At 57.1% G+C, this 19,893-nt stretch carries 20 protein-coding genes; 8 read left to right on the top strand and 12 right to left on the bottom strand.

What is annotated here, in order from left to right:
• Positions 1–170 precede the first annotated feature (170 nt).
• Positions 171–653, top strand: coding sequence for a fasciclin domain-containing protein (locus GOV89_RS10600; protein WP_171177866.1), 483 nt, complete (start codon positions 171–173; stop codon positions 651–653).
• 37 nt (positions 654–690) lie between these two features.
• Here the strand turns inward: GOV89_RS10600 and GOV89_RS10595 are convergent, their stop codons facing one another.
• From GOV89_RS10595 to coxB, 11 genes are all read right to left on the bottom strand, one after another.
• Complete coding sequence (locus GOV89_RS10595) at positions 691–2,106, bottom strand: FAD-binding oxidoreductase (protein ID WP_171238154.1); 1,416 nt, start codon at positions 2,104–2,106, stop codon at positions 691–693.
• 38 nt (positions 2,107–2,144) lie between these two features.
• Positions 2,145–2,963 (bottom strand): MBL fold metallo-hydrolase, encoded by an 819-nt coding sequence (locus GOV89_RS10590; RefSeq protein WP_171238153.1) that lies wholly within the window; start codon positions 2,961–2,963, stop codon positions 2,145–2,147.
• Positions 2,964–3,065: 102 nt separating this feature from the next.
• A complete protein-coding gene (locus GOV89_RS10585; RefSeq protein WP_171177874.1) occupies positions 3,066–3,650 on the bottom strand; it encodes a GNAT family N-acetyltransferase in 585 nt (194 codons plus the stop codon).
• Positions 3,650–4,912 (bottom strand): pitrilysin family protein, encoded by a 1,263-nt coding sequence (locus GOV89_RS10580; RefSeq protein ID WP_171238152.1) that lies wholly within the window; start codon positions 4,910–4,912, stop codon positions 3,650–3,652. Before GOV89_RS10580 ends, GOV89_RS10585 begins: the two co-directional genes overlap by 1 nt.
• Positions 4,909–6,297: a threonine synthase gene (gene thrC / locus GOV89_RS10575; RefSeq protein WP_171238151.1), complete on the bottom strand. Its 1,389-nt coding sequence runs from the start codon at positions 6,295–6,297 to the stop codon at positions 4,909–4,911. The genes GOV89_RS10580 and thrC overlap by 4 nt, the downstream gene beginning before the upstream one ends.
• A complete protein-coding gene (locus GOV89_RS10570) occupies positions 6,294–6,971 on the bottom strand; it encodes an SURF1 family protein (protein ID WP_171238150.1) in 678 nt (225 codons plus the stop codon). The genes thrC and GOV89_RS10570 overlap by 4 nt, the downstream gene beginning before the upstream one ends.
• Before the next feature lie 155 nt (positions 6,972–7,126).
• On the bottom strand, positions 7,127–7,942 hold the full coding sequence (locus GOV89_RS10565) for a cytochrome c oxidase subunit 3 (protein ID WP_171177882.1): 816 nt from the start codon (positions 7,940–7,942) through the stop codon (positions 7,127–7,129).
• Between the two features lie 22 nt (positions 7,943–7,964).
• Positions 7,965–8,540 carry a cytochrome c oxidase assembly protein gene (locus GOV89_RS10560; RefSeq protein WP_171235290.1) on the bottom strand — a complete coding sequence of 192 codons (576 nt, stop codon included), beginning with the start codon at positions 8,538–8,540 and terminating at the stop codon, positions 7,965–7,967.
• Positions 8,540–8,701: a hypothetical protein gene (locus GOV89_RS10555; RefSeq protein ID WP_171177886.1), complete on the bottom strand. Its 162-nt coding sequence runs from the start codon at positions 8,699–8,701 to the stop codon at positions 8,540–8,542. The genes GOV89_RS10560 and GOV89_RS10555 overlap by 1 nt, the downstream gene beginning before the upstream one ends.
• A complete protein-coding gene (gene cyoE, locus GOV89_RS10550; RefSeq protein ID WP_171177888.1) occupies positions 8,698–9,648 on the bottom strand; it encodes a heme o synthase in 951 nt (316 codons plus the stop codon). The genes GOV89_RS10555 and cyoE overlap by 4 nt, the downstream gene beginning before the upstream one ends.
• Positions 9,649–9,737: 89 nt before the next feature.
• On the bottom strand, positions 9,738–10,649 hold the full coding sequence (gene coxB, locus GOV89_RS10545; protein WP_171177890.1) for a cytochrome c oxidase subunit II: 912 nt from the start codon (positions 10,647–10,649) through the stop codon (positions 9,738–9,740).
• A gap of 176 nt (positions 10,650–10,825) precedes the next feature.
• Here coxB and tldD point away from each other — a divergent pair, with 176 nt between their 5' ends.
• The 5 genes from tldD to GOV89_RS10520 all read left to right on the top strand — a co-directional run bounded on the left by tldD (position 10,826) and on the right by GOV89_RS10520 (position 17,831).
• A complete protein-coding gene (tldD, locus tag GOV89_RS10540) occupies positions 10,826–12,247 on the top strand; it encodes a metalloprotease TldD (RefSeq protein ID WP_171238149.1) in 1,422 nt (473 codons plus the stop codon).
• Positions 12,248–12,485: 238 nt separating this feature from the next.
• On the top strand, positions 12,486–13,610 hold the full coding sequence (gene dprA, locus GOV89_RS10535; RefSeq protein ID WP_171238148.1) for a DNA-processing protein DprA: 1,125 nt from the start codon (positions 12,486–12,488) through the stop codon (positions 13,608–13,610).
• 180 nt (positions 13,611–13,790) lie between these two features.
• Positions 13,791–16,409, top strand: coding sequence for a type I DNA topoisomerase (gene topA / locus GOV89_RS10530; protein ID WP_171238147.1), 2,619 nt, complete (start codon positions 13,791–13,793; stop codon positions 16,407–16,409).
• A 91-nt stretch (positions 16,410–16,500) separates the two neighbouring features.
• A complete protein-coding gene (locus GOV89_RS10525) occupies positions 16,501–17,205 on the top strand; it encodes a CoA transferase subunit A (protein ID WP_171238266.1) in 705 nt (234 codons plus the stop codon).
• A complete protein-coding gene (locus tag GOV89_RS10520; RefSeq protein WP_050603192.1) occupies positions 17,205–17,831 on the top strand; it encodes a 3-oxoacid CoA-transferase subunit B in 627 nt (208 codons plus the stop codon). Before GOV89_RS10525 ends, GOV89_RS10520 begins: the two co-directional genes overlap by 1 nt.
• Before the next feature lie 36 nt (positions 17,832–17,867).
• Here the strand turns inward: GOV89_RS10520 and GOV89_RS10515 are convergent, their stop codons facing one another.
• Complete coding sequence (locus tag GOV89_RS10515) at positions 17,868–18,734, bottom strand: lytic transglycosylase domain-containing protein (protein ID WP_171235295.1); 867 nt, start codon at positions 18,732–18,734, stop codon at positions 17,868–17,870.
• 353 nt (positions 18,735–19,087) lie between these two features.
• Between GOV89_RS10515 and GOV89_RS10510 the strand changes: the two genes are divergently transcribed.
• On the top strand, positions 19,088–19,318 hold the full coding sequence (locus GOV89_RS10510) for a Flp family type IVb pilin (RefSeq protein ID WP_171238146.1): 231 nt from the start codon (positions 19,088–19,090) through the stop codon (positions 19,316–19,318).
• Between the two features lie 309 nt (positions 19,319–19,627).
• Entirely contained in the window at positions 19,628–19,867 is a 240-nt protein-coding gene (locus GOV89_RS10505; protein WP_171177904.1) for a hypothetical protein, read from the top strand.
• Positions 19,868–19,893: the final 26 nt, after the last annotated feature.

Raw genomic sequence — 19,893 nt, 5'->3', positions numbered from 1 at the left:
CACAGAAATCTTCACAAAAGCGTGATTGGACTATGGAAGCCACGCTGGCTTAGCGCGGCTTTCGGTTCCTTCAACCCACAATTCGGCGCAAAACAAGTGATCTTGCTGTGAGGATGCCGCGTACCTCGGTTGATGCTGTTTCGAGCATTCTTACCAAGGGAGACCCTCATATGTTCCGCAAATTCGCCGCCGCTGGTGTCGCCACGATCCTGTTCAGCACTACCGCTTTGGCCGACGGCCATGGCAAAGACATTGTTGATACCGCTGTCGCCGCTGGCAGCTTTGAAACTCTCGTAGCCGCCGTGCAAGCGGCCGAACTAGTTGACACGCTGAAAGGCGAAGGGCCATTCACCGTATTTGCCCCAACAGACGACGCGTTTGCCGCTTTGCCAGAAGGCACAGTCGCAGACCTGCTCAAGCCGGAAAACAAGGACCAGCTTGTTGCTATCCTGACTTACCACGTCGTACCGGGCAAAGTGATGTCCGGTGATCTGACAGATGATATGACTGCCGCAACCGTTCAGGGCGGTGATATCACAATCGATCTGGACTCGGGTGTGATGGTGAATGATGCCAACGTTGTTCAGGCTGACATCGAAACCAAGAACGGTGTGATCCACGTGATCGACAAAGTGATCCTGCCTGCGTCGTAACACCGTTTAAAGACACGGCCCGTATCATGGGCCGTGTTCACCCTTTCAGGACCGCGCCCGGGTTCATGATCCCCTGTGGGTCCAAAGCTGCCTTGATGGCCCTCATGGCACCCAGCTTTACCGGGTCGCCATAGCGTTCAAGATCGTCCGTTTTCAAACGCCCCACCCCATGTTCAGCACTGACCGAGCCGTCAAAAGCGTCAACCAGATCATGTACAGCCTGCTTGATCGCGCCCCTTTCCGTGTCAAACTCTGATCGGCTTTGCCCTTTGGGCGGGAACACGTTGTAATGCAGATTGCCATCGCCAAGGTGTCCGAAACAATTGATCCGAAACGGTCCGAGGCCAGCAATCACCTGCCCACCTTTGCGAATAAAGTCTGGAATCCTGGAAATCGGTATCGAGATGTCATGGCTCGAAACAGATCCGATCAGGCGGTTGGCCTCGGGAATGCGTTCGCGAACCGCCCACAGATCAGCGCGCTGCGCTTCACTTTGCGCAATCACCCCATCTTGAACCAGACCGCGCTCTTCAGCGCGGATGTAAATCTCCTCCAACGCGGCTGACGATGATTGCCCCTTTGAAAGTCCCAACTCAATCAACACGCTCCACTCTGGCGGTGTGTTGAAAGGTTGGCGAACTTCCGGAAGGACATCGGTCAGGAAATCGAGCCCTTGCCGATGGATCAGCTCAAACGTGCTGACAGTCTCGCCCACCTGATCTCGGGCCAACGCCAGCAGGTCGATGGCCGCCTCGGGTGAAGTCACCTGATACATCGCTGTGCCCAGCGCAGCGGGTTTTGGAAACAGCTTAAGGGACGCTGCCGTGATGATCCCCAGCGAGCCTTCGGCCCCGATCAAAAGGTCCCGCAGATCGTAGCCCGTGTTGTCCTTTCGCAACCGGCTCAGCCCATGCCATATCTCGCCATTGGGCAAAACCGCCTCAAGCCCCAGACACAGGTCACGTGCGTTGCCATAGCGCAAGACATTAACGCCCCCGGCATTGGTCGAAAGGTTGCCCCCGATCCGACACGACCCCTGCGCCGCCAATGACAACGGAAACAGCCGATCCGCATTCTCAGCCGCTGTCTGAACGTCTTGCAAAATGGCCCCGGCTTCGGCGATCAGGATGTTCTCGGTCGGGAAAACAGACCGAATGGCTGTCATTCGCTCCAAAGAGACCAACAAAGGGAGTGGGCCATCTGACATCACCTGCCCGCCTACCAATCCTGTGCCACCGCCATAGGGTACAACCGGCACCCGCTCCTCCGAAGCCAACCGCACCAGTGCGGAAACCTCTTCGGTGCTGTCGGGAACAGCCAACACCCCGATCTGGCCGGAAAACCGCCCGCGCGGTTCTTCCAAATACCGATCTTCAACGGGGCGCAGGACATCGTCGCGTATTGTCGATTGGATCAGCGCGGCAAATCGGGCATCGGCGGGGTTCAAATTCATACGTTTTCAATGCCCAAGCGACGCGGCTGCGGCAAGCCCTATTCCAAATCAATCAGATATTGCGGCTCCAGAACAATCACCGTAGGTCGGTCGGGAAGATCGCGAAGCGAGACAGTGATTTCCGAAATACCGTTGCGTTCAACCGGAAAAGTATCCCGAATATCAACAAGGAACCGGTCAAGCGAGAATCCAGAAAACCAGTGCATCGGAATGATGACAGAACTTTTCAGTCGCTTCAGAACCGAGATCATGTCTGGCAAGGGCATTGTCGTCCCGCCATCAACCGCAGCCATTACAACATCCAGCCGCCCCAACGCGGCGAACTGCTCGTCTGACGGCACATGATGCAAATGCCCCAGATGACCGATACATAGCCCTTCAACCTCGAACACGAAGATCGAATTGCCCCGTTCTTCGACACCGCCATAAGCCGAACGAATATCGGTCGAGACATTCCGCACCAGCATCTCACCCAGATCAAGATGATGCTCAATGCCCTGACCAAACTCACCCCATCCCGGCAGAACATGTGGGATCGCCGGATCGGGATGGGCCGTCCAATGCGTGCTGTGGGCATGGTTCATCGTCACCACATCAGGGATCAAATCCGCACTGCCGATAAAACCGGTGAAATCGGTGACTGCATTCAACCCGCCCCGCGTCTGGATCAGAAACGACGCGTGCGCGATATAGCTGATCCGCACAGAAAATTCCGGCACCGGATCTTGCCACGCAGCTTTGTGAAGGTACTCAATCCCCGGCGCGGCATCAGCAATGGCGATGCAATGGCTTGGCCGCCGCTCTTGCGCTGCAGCTCCACCAGAAATCACCATCAATGCCGCAACCAACCAGCGCATAACTTAACTTTAGCGCAGAACACGCCCAAGTCATGCCCCTTGTTCATCTGGCGCCAAATACCTCGGGGGAGGCGCGGCCTGCCGCGACGGGGGCAGAGCCCCCTAACCCGCGTCGGTCTTTCCGCGCCTGTCGGACCGCAGGCTTGCATACAAAACATGCGTTCGCCATCGTCCGTTGATCTGCAGATAGGACTGCGCCACACCTTCGTATTTGAAGCCAGAGCTTTCCAGCAACCCGCGCGATGCCCGGTTTTCAGGCAAACAAGCGGCTTCGATCCGGCTCAGGTCCAGCCGAGTAAAGGCGTGATGGACCATGGCACCAATTGCCTCGCGCATGTAACCTTGGCGGGCAAAAGCTTGACCGGTCCAGTATCCTAAGGTTCCGGCCTGCGCGGGACCACGCCGAATGTTGTCCAGCGTGATGGCCCCAACCAGCGCGTCGTCTTCGCGACGAAAAAGGAACAGAGGTATCGCAGTCCCACTGGCGACCGAGCGCTGCGCCCAATAGACCCGATTGGTAAAAGACTTGCGGCTCAGGTGATCCGCTGCCCAGACCGGCTCCCACGGTGTCAGGTAATCCTTTGAAGCCCGCCGCAATGCGCACCAGGTATTGAAATCGGAATGTACAGGCGGGCGCATGCTGAGCCGCGCGGTTTCGAGTTTCAGCTTGCGTCTGCCCAACAGCATCACGCCGCCCGCCTCTCCTGCAGTTCGGTCAAGCTCGGCGCGCCAGCCACAGGCCCATAAAGCGCCAGAGCTGCCGGAGCCTGTACAGCCATGGTTTCTGCAAATGCTTTCACATCTTCGGTGCGGACCGCATCAATCTTGGCAACGGTATCCTCTAGCGAAGGCACCCTGCCCCAGATCTGCACCAGCCGCGCCAGACGTTCGGCCCGGTTTGAAGGGCTTTCCAATCCCATCAGCATCCCGGCCTTCATCTGAGCACGGGCGCGGGCAACCTCTTCCGCGCTCATGTCCTCGGCCGCGCGCTTCATCTCATCAATGGTGATTGTCGCCAACTCACCAACCTGATCCGCCGAGGTTCCCGCATAAATCGTGGTTGTACCAGTATCAGCGTAAGCACCGGTCTGAGCAAAGATTGTGTAGCACAGCCCGCGCGTTTCTCTCACCTCCTGGAACAAACGCGAGGACATGCCGCCGCCCAAAGCCGTCGAATAAATCTGCGCCGTATAAATCGCATCGTCGCGGTACCCGGGGCTTTCCAGCGCCAGGGCAAAGTGCGCCTGCTCCAACTCTTTCTCTTGCCGTGCCTCACCCCCGGTGAACCGTGCAGCGTCCGGGATCAGGCCCTTGCGCGGTTGCAGATGGCCAAACATCTCTTCGGCCATTTTCATCAGCGCATCGTGATCCACGGCACCGGCAGCCGACAGGATCATCTGCTCGGGGCCATAATGCTCGGCTACAAAGCCCGACAGATCCTCGCGTGAAAACGCACTGACCTTTTCAGTTGGCCCCAGAATAGTGCGGCCCAGGGGTTGGTCGTGATAGCTCTGCTCTTGCAGCCAGTCAAAGATCACGTCGTCCGGCGTGTCATAGGCCTGACCGATTTCTTGCAGGATCACCCCACGCTCGACCTCGATCTCACGCGGATCGAAAACCGGGTTCAGAACGATGTCGCCGATCACATCCATGGCCAGCGCGACGTCGTCTTTGAGAACACGCGCGTAGTAGGCCGTCACCTCGCGCGAAGTATAGGCGTTGATATAGCCGCCCACATCCTCGATCGCTTCAGCGATTTGCAGCGCAGAACGACGCTCGGTTCCCTTGAACGCCATATGTTCAAGGAAATGCGCGATGCCGTTTTGTTCGATCCGCTCATGCCGCCCACCGGCGGTCACCCAGATGCCGATGGCCGCTGATTGCAGCCCCGGCATATGTTCACTGACGATACGAAAGCCGTTCTTCAGTTGGTCTTGTCTGACTGTCACTCAGCGATATGCCTTCTGATATGATCCTCAAGGGTACCCAGTTCGTTTGCAATGCGGGTCACCCGTTCCGAACGTTCATACAGATCAGACATGCGGGATGGAAGAGGCGGATGTACGTCGCTTGCCTTCTCGACCGCCGCCGGGAACTTGGCGGGATGCGCCGTTGCCAAAGTGATCATAGGTGTATCGGCGGCGCGGTGGTCTTCCCCAACCTTGACCCCAATAGCGGTGTGGGGGCAAACCAGCTCCGCACTATGCGCCAGCGTATGCTTGATCGTTTCCAGCGTCTCGTCTTCGGACACGCGACCCGAATCGAAACTCTCGCGCAGTGCCTCCATCGCGCCCTGGCTGACGTTGAAGCCACCATTCTTGAGCTCGTCCATCAGCTGCGCCACAGCGCTACCGTCCTCGCCATAGGCGTAATACAGAGCCCGCTCAAAGTTCGAGCTGACCTGAATATCCATCGACGGGCTGATCGACGGGATGGTGTCGCCCTTGAAATATCCCTCGCCTGACAGACAACGATGCAGAATGTCATTCTGGTTGGTTGCCACCACCAAACGGTCGATGGGCAGGCCCATACGTTTGGCCAGATAGCCCGCGAAAATGTCACCGAAGTTCCCGGTCGGCACGGTGAAGCTGACCTTGCGATGCGGCGCGCCGAGACTGACGGCGGCAGAGAAATAATAGACAATCTGCGCCAGAACGCGGGCAAAGTTGATCGAGTTCACACCCGCCAATTTCACCCCATCGCGGAAATCAAAATCGTTGAACATATCCTTCAGCGCGGCCTGGCAATCGTCGAAGTCTCCGTCGACGGCCAGAGCGTGAACATTGCTGTCCGCAGGCGTTGTCATCTGACGGCGCTGCACCTCGGATACACGGCCATGCGGAAACAGGATAAACACGTCTACCGCATCCAGCCCCCGGAAAGCTTCGATAGCGGCAGAACCCGTATCACCGCTGGTCGCACCCACGATGGTTACACGGTCGCCACGGCGTTTCAGAGCCACCTGGAAAAGTTGGCCAATCAACTGCATGGCAAAATCCTTGAAGGCCAGTGTCGGGCCGTGGAACAGCTCTAGCAGAAAATGGTTTTCGTTGAGTTGCTTCAGAGGCGCGCGGGCGTCGTGGCCGAAACCCTCATAAGCGCGGGCGATGATCGCCTTGAACTCTTCCTCGGTAAAGGAGCCGCTGACATAGGGCCACATCACGCGAAAAGCGATCTCTTCATAGGGCAAGCCCGCCAGCGCCGCGATCTCGTCTTGCGACATCACCGGGATCTCGGCGGGCAAGTACAAGCCACCGTCTCGGGCCAAACCCGTCAGCATCGCCTCTTCAAAAGTCAGTTCGGGCGCCTGCCCACGGGTCGAGATGTATTTCATATCGTGTCACTCTCAGAATTGGCACGGCTGCGCCATAGGAAGTACCCGGTCATTGCGGCCCAGACCAGAGCCAGACCAAACCAGGTGATTGCATATTGTAGGTGATCGTTGGGAATGCCCGCCGTATCTACCGGCAAAGGCGTAATGTTTGGGTCCGTTTCCGACCGGGCGATCAGAAGCACAGGTTCGGCACCCAAAGCTGCGGCCAAGTTCGGCACGTCGCGAGCAAACCAGATATTGGCGTCAATGTCGGCTTCGGGCGTATAGCTGTCGATCTCGTCCGGCCAGTGCAAATTACCGGTGATCTTCATCGGGCCGGTCAATCGCTTTGCGTCTTTGGCAGTTGTTGGAACAAAGCCCCGATCCACCAATATTGTGCGGTCCCCGGCGGTGAAAGACTGAATGATGCGGTACCCTGCGCCAACCTGCTTTACGGAAACCAGAACGTGGATTTCCCCGGGCTCCATATCGCCCGAAATGGTGACTGGCAGGTATTTGTCAGTGTCTTCTGACACCCGCCCCGGCAAGTCCACAGGATCCGCCGAGATACGGCTTTCAATCTCGGCCAACACCTCTTGTTTCCATGACAGACGCTGCACCTGCCAAATGCCCAGCGACAGCAGCACACCCAAACCGGCGAGGCCGAAGATCAGCAGAAACAGAATGCGGCGCATGGCAAGATCAAACCTCGTTGCAGGAACCGGCGCCTTGTTAAGGGCGGAGCGGTCGAAAACGCAACCACACAATTGTATTGGGTGCAATCTTGCGCCGGGAAAAGCAAAAAGCCGCCCCCAGAGGCGGCTTTCGCAATCGGCTCATTTGACCGGTTTTACATCAGCGGAGCTTGGCCCCAGATGTAGACGGCAAAGAACAGGAACAGCCAGACTACGTCAACGAAGTGCCAGTACCAGGCCGCGGCTTCAAACCCGACGTGCTTCTCGGGTGTAAAGTCGCCCTTAAGCGCCCGTATCAGACAGACAGTCAGGAAGATGGTGCCGATGATCACGTGCGCGCCGTGGAAACCGGTTGCCATGAAGAAGTTCGAATAGAACTGATCACCACCGAACTCCCAGCCTTCATGGGCCAGCAGCTCGTAATATTCATAACCCTGCAGGAAGGTGAACAGCACGCCCAGAACGATACCGATGGCCAGACCGTTTATAAGCGCCTTGCGGTCATTGTCATGCACCAGCGCATGGTGGGCCCATGTGATCGCGCAGCCCGACAGCAGCAGGACCAGAGTGTTGATCAGCGGCAGGTGGAAAGGGTCAACCGCGTGGATGTCTGGCTGAATGTATTCGGTGCCCGCATAGTCGTACATCGGGTACATGCGATGCTTGAAGAACGACCAGAACCAGGCAAAGAAGAACATCACCTCGGACATCACAAACAGGATAAAGCCGTAACGAAGACCGATGCGGACGACAGGTGTGTGATCGCCTTGACGGCTTTCAACAACCACTTCAGACCACCACGCGAACATGGTGTACAGCACCGCGACCAATCCAGCCCAGAACATCCACGGCGTAATGCCATGCATCCAAAGGACGGCTCCGAGCAGCATCACAAAGCCACCGACGGCTCCGATCAGAGGCCAGATCGACGGGGCCAGAATGTGATAATCGTGGTTTTTAGCGTGTGCCATCAGCGTCCCTCACCTACAGGCGTTAGTTCGTGTTTGTGTCTGCCTGCGTTTCAAGGGCGGCATAGCCCTCGGGCAGGTCGATTTCGTAGAATGTATACGACAGAGTGATCGTATGAACATACTTTGCTTCAAGATCCTCGACCAGTTCCGGGTCGACGAAGAAAGTTACTGGCATTTCAACCCGTTCGCCGGGTTGCAGCACCTGCTCTTCAAAGCAGAAACAGGCGATTTTCTGAAAATACCCACCGGCCGAATATGGGGCAACGTTGTACGAGGCCTGCCCCGCGATGGGCCGGTCGGTTGGGTTATATGCTTCGTAGAATGCCAGACCGGTCTCGCCGATGCGCACTTCCATCTCGCGTTCAATCGGCTTGAACTCCCACGCCATGCCTTTGGCCTTGGACGCGTCGAACCGAACGGTGATGGTGCGGTCCAGAATGTCTTCGGGCGCTGCTTCGGCTACACCCGTGGTGCCGCCAAACCCCGTCACCCGACAGAACCAATCATAAAATGGCACAGCCGCCCAGGCCAAGCTGCCCATCAGAACAACCACACCCACAGTCTGAACAACCGTTTTCTGGGGACCAGTCAATGCCATCAGTTCTGAACCTCCTGTGTTGCCATACCGAAATCCGTGCCCGACACCTTTACGACCGTCAGCCCAAAAATGATCACGATAAAGGCGGCCAGTGTCAGGCCAACCCCCAGATTGCGGCTGAATCGCCGTTGGTGCAGCTCGTGGTTCTTTCGAAGGCTCATGACCAGCCTCCCAACCCATAGGGTTTCAGCAACGCCTCAACCAGAATGGCGCCGAAATGCAGGAAGAGGTAGAGCAGCGAAAGCTTGAAAAAGCTGCGCTCGACCTTGAAATTGTCGGCTTCCGAGTCCTCCTCGGTCCGGCGTGAAATCCGCCATGCTCCGTGTAGGAACAGCGCGTTCAACACCAAAGCAACGGTCAGGTAAACTGGGCCACCGATACCAGAGAATGCGGTTCCCAATGCCAAAATGGCCAGCAGTGCCGTGTAAACCAGAATATGTACCCGCGTCGCACGGCGACCATGCGTCACGGTCAGCATCGGGACACCCGCATCGTCGTAATCTGAGCGCATGAACAGAGCCAGCGCCCAGAAATGCGGCGGCGTCCACATGAAGGTCAGGGCGAACATCAGCCAAGGTTCAACTGACATCGATCCGGTTGCCGCAACCCAACCAATGACGGGCGGGAAAGCACCTGCGGCGCCACCGATCACGATGTTCTGCGGCGTCGAACGCTTCAGCCACATCGTGTAAACGACAACGTAGAAGAAAATGGTGAAGCCCAAAAACGCGCCTGCAAACCAGTTGGTTGCGAGACCCAGCATGATCACCGAAAGGCCCGAAAGCGCCAGCCCAAGCGCCAGCGCCTCACCCTCTTCCACTTTGCCGGAAGGGATCGGACGACCCTTGGTGCGTTTCATAACGCGGTCGATATCCGCGTCCCACCACATGTTCAAAGCGCCAGAGGCACCGCCTCCAATGGCAATGAACAGAATGGCGCAAAAACCCACAAACGGATGCACGGAAACAGGTGCCGCCAGCAAACCCACCAGCGCCGTGAAAACAACCAGAGACATCACGCGAGGCTTCAGCAGGGCGAAGTAATCGCCAAAGCTGGCCTCGTCCGCCTGAGCGGTCGCAGTGCTGGCATTGATACTTGCGTCGGTCATTTCCGGTCCCTTTGGGCGAAAGCTGCGCGATCACGCGCGCAGCCTGCGTCATGTCTTAGGCTGGGTCTACCCCGCCCATGTCGCTTCGATTAGTTCGAGGCAACCTGATAGTTTTGCGGCAGACCCGCATATTCATCGATCGCGCCCTGCAGCCATTCGTCGTAGGCTTCCTGGCTGACCACTTTGACAGTGATCGGCATATAAGCGTGGTCTTTGCCGCAAAGTTCAGAACACTGACCGAAGTAGACGCCCTCTTTCTCGGCTTCGAACCACAGTTCGGCCAGACGTCCGGGCACACCGTCCTGCTTCACGCCAAAGGACGGAATGGTCCAGGAATGGATCACGTCAGAGGCGGTAACCTGCATCACGATGACCTTGCCGACAGGTACGACAACCGCGGTGTCGGTGGCCAACAGCCATTCGTCATCGCTGTACCCGGCATCGGCCAGCTTGGCACGCATGGCGTCATCCAGAACAAACGGGGTCACGTCCGCATCTGCTGGGCGCGCACCTTCATCCAGAGTTGCCGGGTGGCCCAGAAGATAGCTGTCGAAGGCAAAATCGTGATCAACATATTCGTAAGTCCAGTACCACTGGTTGCCGACGACTTTGATGGTGATGTCACCTTCTGGAATTTCCTGTTGCTTGAACAGAACCGGCAGCGAGAACGCACCAATGAAGACCAGAATCAGGATCGGACCGAGGGTCCAGGCAATCTCGACCGGGGTATAGTGCGAGAACCGAGCCGGTGTCGGGTTTGCGCGCTGGTTGTAACGCACGATGCAGTAAAGCAGCAGGGCCGCAACAAACAGACAGATCACGGTGATGATCACCAGAATCATTGTGTCCAGCCGCTGAATTCCATCGGCCAAGCTTGTGGCCGCAGGCTGGAAGCCCATACCGCCGTCGACCGGCTTGCCAATAATCTCTAGCTCCTGAGCCATGGCGGGAAGGCTGGAGAGGGCTGTCATAAACCCTGAAAGCATCAAAGCATTCTTCATTTTCTGTCCTGATCGTTTGATCTTTGCGTCCCTGGCGAAAAGGTGTGAATCGGTCGCACCTCTCCCGTTGTCTTTGGCCGCGTTAAAAACCATATTCCGTCGGGTAGATAAAGCAAAATGCTTGCGTCAAACAGACGCTATTTTTGATCTGGATCAAACCCGAAAGGTCACAACTCATGTCCGACGCCCCATTTCGCCCCTTTGAAAGCGCTCTTGCGCATGACGAAGCGCTGTCTGTATTGCAATCGGCGACCGCTGGGGCCGAGGACGGAGAACTGTTTGTCGAACGTCGAAAATCCGAGTCACTGGTGTTTGATGACGGTCGGCTGCGCACCGCATCTTACGACGCTTCCGAAGGATTTGGCCTGCGCGCGGTTCAAGGGGAAGTCGCTGGTTATGCACATTCTACTGATGTTTCCATTCCCGCGCTGAAACGGGCAGCCGAGACCGCGCGGCTGGCCGTTGGGGATGGCGGCGGAACCCTTGCCGAAGCACCTCGATCCACCAACACACGTCTTTATACCGACGAAGATCCCATCGATTCTGCCGCGTTTCCTGTCAAGATCGAAACCCTGCGCGAGATTGATGCATTTGCCCGCGATCTGGATTCACGCGTTGTTCAGGTCAGCGCAATGATCTCGGCCGCCACTCAGGAGGTCGAAATACTGCGACCTGATGGAGTGATGGTGCGCGATGTTCGCCCGATGACACGCGTGAATGTTTCAGTGATCGTGGAACAAAATGGACGCCGCGAAAGCGGTTCGGCGGGTGGCGGCGGTCGCGTGGGCCTGAGCGGATTGATTGATCCGGCAGACTGGCAGGCCAAGGCCCGCGAAGCCTTGCGCATTGCGCTGGTCAATCTGGACGCGATCCCGGCTCCCGCGGGTGTGATGGAGGTGGCGCTTGGCCCCGGCTGGCCCGGGATTTTGCTCCACGAGGCCATCGGCCACGGGTTGGAAGGGGATTTCAACCGCAAAGGAAGTTCTGCCTTCGCCGGTCTGATGGGGCAACAGGTCGCTTCAAAAGGCGTAACCGTGGTCGATGATGGCACGATCGCTGACCGGCGCGGCTCGATCACTGTAGACGATGAGGGCACGCCCAGCTCACGTACGGTGCTGATAGAAGACGGCATCCTCACCGGATATATGCAAGACCGTCAGAACGCGCGTCTGATGGGCGTTGCGCCCACAGGCAACGGGCGGCGGCAAAGCTATGCGCACAAGCCGATGCCGCGCATGACCAATACAATCATGCTGGGTGGCGAGTCCGACCCAGCGGCCTTGGTCGCAGATATCAAAGACGGCATCTGGGCCGTGGGATTCGGCGGCGGTCAGGTGGACATCACCAATGGCAAGTTCGTCTTCTCCTGCACCGAAGCCTATCGCGTTGAAAACGGAAAAATCGGCGCCCCGGTCAAAGGCGCGACGCTGATTGGCGATGGGCCATCCGCTTTGAAACGGATCCGGGGGCTTGGCAACGACATGGCGCTGGATCCCGGTATGGGCACCTGCGGCAAGGACGGGCAATGGGTGCCGGTGGGCGTCGGACAACCCACCGTTCTGATGGATGGACTGACAGTTGGGGGGTCGGCAACCTGAGTCGCAAAAGACCAAGTTACACGGGCGCATGGTTAACCTTGCGCCCATGCGTAAAGCGCCCAAACAGTTGAAAATCCCTTTGCATCAAAAAGGCCGATTTTTATTTTTCCTTTTATTTCATAAGCATGCTTCTGCTGGATAGAACAAGTTCGAACAAAAACACATCTAATTTTCCACGATTTACAAGCTGTTAACCCGCCCGCCTGTAAACCAGTTTTGCAACAAGGCGGAGCAACGGATGACCGAAGAGCAGCTTTCTTCCAATCACCCCCCACTCCCACCCACCACGGAAGAGGACCGGTTTTCGTGGCTTCGCCTTTTGCGTTCTCGCAAGGTCGGTCCGGCGACGTTTCGTCGGCTTCTGCGGGAACATGGCTCGGCGCAGAACGCGCTGGCCGCGTTGCCGGAAATGGCACGCGCTGCCGGAATAGAAGGGTATGAAATCTGCCCCCCCGGCGTGATTGAGGCGGAGCTCAAGGCCGCAAAAGCCGCAAAAGCGCGGCTTTTGTGCCTTGGGTCCGCCGATTTCCCAGCAGCTCTGAGTGATCTGAATGATGCGCCCCCTATGCTTTGGGCAATCGGTGACGTGTCTCTCTTGCAAAAACCTGCGGTTGCAATGGTTGGTGCACGGAATTGTTCTTCGCTCGGTGCTCGAATGGCCCGGGGTTTGGCGACTGACTTGGGCAGCAAAGGCTATGTGATTGTCTCAGGCCTGGCGCGCGGCATTGATACGGCGGCACATATAGCGACCCTTACATCCGGCACCATTGCCGTCATGGCCGGCGGCGTGGATGTCGTCTATCCAGTCGAGAATACAGAGCTGGCTCATGACATCGCTTCCAACGGGTTGCGCGTGTCGGAACAGCCGATGGGCGTGACACCGCAGGCTCGGCACTTTCCCCGCCGAAATAGGATCATCTCTGGCCTTGCGCAAGCTGTTGTCGTGGTCGAAGCCGCAGCAAAGTCTGGCAGCCTGATCACGGCACGCGATGCCTTGGATCAGGGGCGCGAGGTTCTGGCCGTACCCGGCCACCCCTTCGATGCGCGGGCCGCCGGGTGCAATCTGTTGATTCGGGATGGGGCTATCTTGGTCCGGTCCGCGGAGGACGTGGTTGAAGCCTTGCCCCACAAGGACAACCTGCCTTCACACCGCCCCCAGCAGCCACCTACCCCGGTCGCACACCCTGCCCAAGACTTACACATTCAAATCCTTGAACGACTTGGCCCCTCACCCATCGCGGAAGACCAGTTGCTGCGAGACATCGCGGCATCGGCTGGCGAGCTTGGCCCCGCATTGGTCGATCTGGAACTGGATGGACGAATCCAGCGCCAGCCCGGGGGTCTATTGTCCCTGGCAGGCTGATCGAACCACTTCCATGAAACATGGTGTCGGCCCTTCCAGAGACACGGCACCTTGAATAATGACCTGAAATTAAGGCGTTTTTCGACCTGCAAAAGGAACGCATTGACAATTCCCGCTTGCCCCACACATTTTGCACCACCATAGAAGGCGCCAAATTCGTCGAGCGAGGTTTCCCCTTAAATGCCTGTAGTTGTTGTAGAATCTCCGGCCAAAGCAAAAACAATCAATAAATATCTCGGCCCCGACTACACAGTTTTGGCCTCTTACGGCCATGTTCGGGACCTTCCACCAAAGGATGGGTCGGTCGATCCCGAGCATGAGTTTTCCATGAAATGGGAAGTTGGCAATGACAGCCGCAAACATGTCAAAGCCATCGCCGATGCCCTGAAAGAAGATAACGCACTGATCCTCGCCACTGACCCTGATCGTGAGGGCGAGGCGATCAGCTGGCACTTGCAAGAAGCTCTGACCAAGCGCCGTTCGATCAAGAAAGATACGCCGGTCAGCCGCGTAACGTTCAACGCCATCACCAAAGAAGCCGTCACCCAGGCGATGCAGAACCCGCGTCAGGTCGACATGCCGCTGGTCGAGGCCTATCTGGCCCGCCGTGCGCTGGACTATCTGGTGGGCTTCAACCTTTCTCCCGTCCTTTGGCGCAAGCTGCCCGGTGCAAAGTCCGCCGGTCGCGTGCAATCCGTCTGTCTGCGCCTGATCGTCGAACGCGAGATGGAGATCGAGGCGTTCAAGCCGGTCGAATACTGGTCGGTTAAGGCGCTTTTCGAAACACCGCGCGGCCAGACCTATGAGGCGCGGCTGGTTACTCTGGCCGGCAAGAAACTGGACAAGCACGATCTGGCCAACGCCACGCAGGCGGAGCTGGCGGTTCAGGCTATCACAAGTCGGGCGCTCAGCGTCACCTCGGTCGAGGCGAAACCGGCAGCACGCAACCCCAGCGCGCCGTTCATGACATCAACCTTGCAGCAAGAGGCCAGCCGCAAGTTCGGCATGGGTGCGCGCCACGCGATGCAGGTGGCGCAGCGGCTATATGAGGCTGGCTACATTACCTACATGCGGACCGACGGTATCGATATGGCCCCCGAGGCCGTGGCCGCCACCCGCGATACAATCGCGGAGCGCTATGGCGCCGAATATGTGCCGGACAGCCCGCGCATGTACAAGAACAAGGCCAAGAACGCACAGGAAGCGCACGAATGTATCCGCCCAACGGATATGTCACGCGATGCCAAGGCCCTGAAAGTCACCGATGAGGATCAGCGCAAGCTTTATGACCTGATCTGGAAACGCACCATAGCTTGTCAGATGGCCGCCGCCCGACTGGAGCGGACCACCGTAGAGATCGGCAGCGATGACGGTCAGGTCGGCTTGCGCGCCACTGGTCAGGTAGTCATGTTTGACGGGTTCATGCGTGTTTATGAAGAAGGTCGCGACGATGTAGCCGACGACGACGAAAAGCGCTTGCCGCAGATCATGCAGGGCGATCCGGCGCGTTTTGCCAAAACCTCACTGAAAGGTCAGTTCGCGAAGGCCGAGGAAAAAGCCGCAATCCTGTCCGAAAACGAATCCGTTCTGGCGCAGCAGCACCACACGCAGCCTCCGCCCCGCTATACCGAAGCCACACTGGTCAAGCGCATGGAAGAACTTGGCATCGGTCGCCCCTCGACTTACGCCTCGATCGTGACCACGATTCAGGATCGGGAATATGTGCGCAAAGACAAAAACCGACTGATCCCCGAAGAAAAGGGCCGGATCGTCACGATCTTTCTGCTGAACTTCTTCCGTCAATATGTGGGTTATGAATTCACAGCCAATCTGGAAGAAGAACTGGACGACGTCAGCGCAGGGGACCGCGATTATAAGGACCTGCTGGGCAAGTTCTGGCGCGATTTCTCGGCCGCAATTGGCGAGACGTCCGAACTGCGAATTTCCGAAGTACTGGACAAGCTGGACGAAGCGCTCGCGCCGCAGCTGTACCCGCCGCGTGAGGATGGATCGGATCCGCGGATATGCCCGAAGTGCGGCACTGGGCAATTGCACCTGAAAACCTCGCGCACGGGCGGTTTCGTTGGTTGCGGCAACTACCCCGAATGCACCTATACGCGTCCCATCGCAGGTGAAGGTGCCGAAGGGGATGAACGCTTGTTGGGCGAAGATGCGGGTGATGAGATCTGGCTGAAGTCTGGTCGTTTCGGTCCTTACGTTCAGCGCGGCGAACCCACGCCCGAGAACAAGAAGCCACCGCGCGCCTCTTTGCCGCGCGGGTGGAGCAAAGATGACATGGACCTTGAGAAAGCTCTGACGCTGCTCTCTCTGCCACGTCAGATCGGCGAACACCCTGAGGGTGGCATGATCAGCTCGAATTTCGGGCGGTTTGGCCCCTACCTGATGCACCAACTGCCGGAAGAGGCAAAGCCGGTTTACGCCAATCTCAAAGACCCCAACGATGTGTTCGAGATCGGCATGAACCGCGCGGTCGAGTTGCTGGCTGAAAAACGCGCCAATCCAGGGCGCGGACGCCGCGCGGCTGCGAAACCGTTGAAGGAGTTGGGCGAACATCCTGACGGCGGCGCCATGCAAGTTCTGGATGGTCGCTATGGGCCATATGTCAAATGGGAAAAGGTCAATGCGACCATTCCCAAGGACATCAAGCCAGAAGACGTGACGCAGGAAATGGCCATCGAACTGGTGAATGAACGCGCCGCCAAGAAAGGCACCAAGAAAAAGGCGGCCCCAAAGAAGAAGGCCGCAGCCAAGAAGGCAACCAAGAAGGCGGCGGAATAGGTAGAAATACCAACACACCCTTGGTTTCATTGACTTCCCCATGACGTGGCGGCACAACCTGCCCATCACCATGTCATTGGGGGAGTTTTCCATGAAAAAAATCTATGCCAATGCCTCTGAAGCGCTCGATGGGGTTCTGACAGATGGTATGCTGATTGCCGCGGGCGGCTTTGGCCTGTGCGGCATTCCGGAACTATTGCTCGAAGCTATTAAAGAGTCTGGCGTCAAAGACCTGAGCTTTGCATCGAACAATGCCGGTGTGGACGATTTTGGAATCGGCATTTTGCTGCAAACAAAGCAGGTCAAAAAGATGATCAGCTCGTATGTCGGCGAAAATGCTGAATTCATGCGCCAGTATCTGAGCGGTGAATTGGAACTGGAATTCAACCCGCAGGGAACCCTGGCCGAGCGGATGCGCGCAGGTGGTGCCGGTATTCCCGGCTTTTATACCAAGACAGGCGTGGGCACGGTGATCGCCGATGGCAAGGAACATAAGGACTTCAATGGCGAGACCTACATCCTAGAAGAAGGGATCTTCGCCGATCTGGCCATCGTTAAGGCGTGGAAGGCGGATGACACCGGAAACCTCGTGTTCCGCAAGACCGCCCGTAATTTCAATGTGCCTGCGGCGACCTGCGGCAAAATTTGCGTAGCCGAAGTAGAAGAGATCGTTCCGCGCGGCTCACTTGACCCGGATTCGATTCACCTGCCCGGCATCTATGTGCATCGCATCATTCAGGGCGAGCACGAAAAGCGCATCGAACAACGCACCACCCGCAAGAAGGAGGAAGCATAATGCCCTGGGACCGCAATCAGATGGCCGCGCGCGCGGCAGAGGAACTGGAAGACGGCATGTATGTGAACCTCGGCATCGGCATTCCGACGCTGGTGGCGAACTATGTTGGCGACAAGGACATCACCCTGCAATCGGAAAACGGCATGCTGGGCATGGGGCCCTTCCCGTTTGAAGGCGAGGAAGACCCAGACCTGATCAATGCAGGCAAGCAGACGATCACAGAACTGTCCCGAACGGCCTATTTCGACAGCGCCACTTCTTTTGCCATGATCCGCGGCGGCAAAATCGCTGCGGCGATTCTGGGCGCCATGGAAGTGGATGAGAAAGGCGACCTGGCAAACTGGATGATTCCAGGCAAGCTGGTGAAAGGCATGGGTGGAGCAATGGATCTGGTCGCGGGTGTCGGCCGTGTCATCGTTGTGATGGATCACACCAACAAGCACGGCGACAGCAAGGTTCTGAAAGAATGCACCCTACCCCTGACAGGTAAAGGCGTGGTCGATCGCATCATCACCAATCTCGGTGTATTGGATGTGGTCGAAGGCGGCCTGAAGATCGTCGAACTGGCCGATGGTGTCAGCGAAGACGAGATGCGCGCAGCAACACAAGCGACACTTGTTTCTTAAAAGAACAAAGGCCCGCCGAATCGAGGCGGGCCTTATTTAGTTTGAGGTCTGGAACACGCAGCCGTCAGAAATCAGATCAGGCGGGGTGGCACACAAGGCCTTTGCGATCTGGAATGCAGCCAGAACTTTGGGCACATAGTCCCGGGTTTCCGTATAGGGTGGCACACCGCTGTGTTTACGCACTGCACCTTCACCTGCGTTGTATCCGGCCAATACCAGAATTGGATCGTTCCCGAACTCTTCCATCAGCCAGTTGAGGTATTTCACCCCTCCGGCGATGTTCTGTGCTGGCTGAAGGCTGTCTTTCACCCCGAAGCGTGCCGCCGTGGCAGGCATGAGTTGCATGAGCCCCTGCGCTCCGGCAGAGCTGATCGCATCCACCCGCCCGGCGGACTCGACCGAGATCACTGCCAAGACCAGCGCTGGTGAGACATTGGTACCGACAGTTGAGCGCAGAATCTCTTTACCCTGCTGCTGCGCAATGTTCTGAAGGGTTTGAAGTCGGGGAGACCGCACACTCGTGGCTGCAAGGGCCGAGATGGCGGCATCTAAACGTCCTGCACCACCCTGACCTATCTCGGGCGAGATCCTGTCCCAGAAAGCTTTATAAGACCCTTTGGGATTACGCTTGTTTTGTGCCTCTGGAGGAATCGGCTGGGCAACTTCTGTGCGCGCAATGACATCTGGCACCGATAGGTCGGCCCCTGTGCTGGGCGCAGAAGGTTGTGTTGCATGTTCCTCCGCAGTGATTTGTACGGTCACGCGGGGGCGTTCACCCGGCTGGGGTGCTTTGATCCGTTTGTACACGCCGCGCGGTTCTACTTCGGTTGCGTCTGCATATGTGACACTCGAAACTAGAAACGCGAGTACACCGGCGCATTGGAGTGCGGTCCGGAGGTTCATTTGCCTGCCTCATGTTTTCTTTTTAGGCGATTTGAACCTCGAATCTTCGCGCAAAGCCAGAAAAACAAAGCGAAATGGGGCAATTTCGCCTCATTTGACGCAATTTTGCACCGTCCAAACAGGTATGATCTGACCATTGCATTTTTTTAATCGTTTTATTTCAGTTGCTTATGCATTTTCTAACTAAAAAGTTAAGCTGCACGAAAAAAAATCTGTGTTTGGCCCAATTCCTGCCACGCACCACAGGCAAACATAGATGCATACCGAGACGGACGGGAGCGGACTGAGAGAGGAAGCTCTGGAAGACGCCGAGGTTCATTAGACTTATTTAGATCCTTTAGGAGGGACGTAACATGATCAAGTTCATCAAGAACTTCCGCAAAGACGAAGACGGCGCAGTAACAGTTGACTGGGTTGTTCTGACCGCAGCAGTCATCGGCCTGGCCGCAGTTGCTTACCAGCAGATCGAAACCGGCGCCACTGGCCTGGCAACCGGCGTGAACGAAGCGCTGAACGGCGCGGCACTGAGCACCGGCAGCAACACCACTTCGGGCGGTATCACCTCCGAAGGCACAAGCAACTAAGTTGTTGACATAGAGAATTTTCGAGGCCGCGCCAGTCTGGCGCGGCCTTTTTTGTCCAGGGCGACCTGCAAACTAACTTAATGCTCACATCAAGACTAAGCAGGCAACGTCTTGGATTAGAACTTGGAAACACCCGACACCACGCGCAACCTGGCTTTGTTCCCAAAGCTTCTTAAATCTCGCGCGAAAACAGCGTTTGTCCAAGTTCAATCCTAAAAAGCCTATTATTGCCCAATTTCCGCCATTCCCGCGCAATCTTTTGAATAAAAGCTGCCAGCAATATGGTTAAAATCAATTGGAGTAGAGAACATGGTCAAGTTCCTAAAACGCTTCAAATCGGAAGAAGCGGGCGCGGTGACAGTCGACTGGGTAGTGCTGACGGCTGTTGTCATTGGCCTGTCCGGTGCGACATACCTCGTCATCAGTTCCAGCGTTGACAGCTTAGGCGGAAATGCAAACGAAGCCATGAATGCTGCCGTAGTCAGCACCGGCTCAAACAGCGCTCCTGGCGGGATCGTCACCGAGGGTACCGCGGGTGGCGGCGGTTAAATCACGCAGCTTGGTGCTTTTGGCGG

This window comes from Ruegeria sp. HKCCA5763, from assembly GCF_013034545.1.
GTDB lineage: Bacteria > Pseudomonadota > Alphaproteobacteria > Rhodobacterales > Rhodobacteraceae > Ruegeria.
The sequence above is the reverse complement of the archived record's forward strand: the minus strand, read 5'-3'. Positions and strand labels throughout refer to the sequence as shown.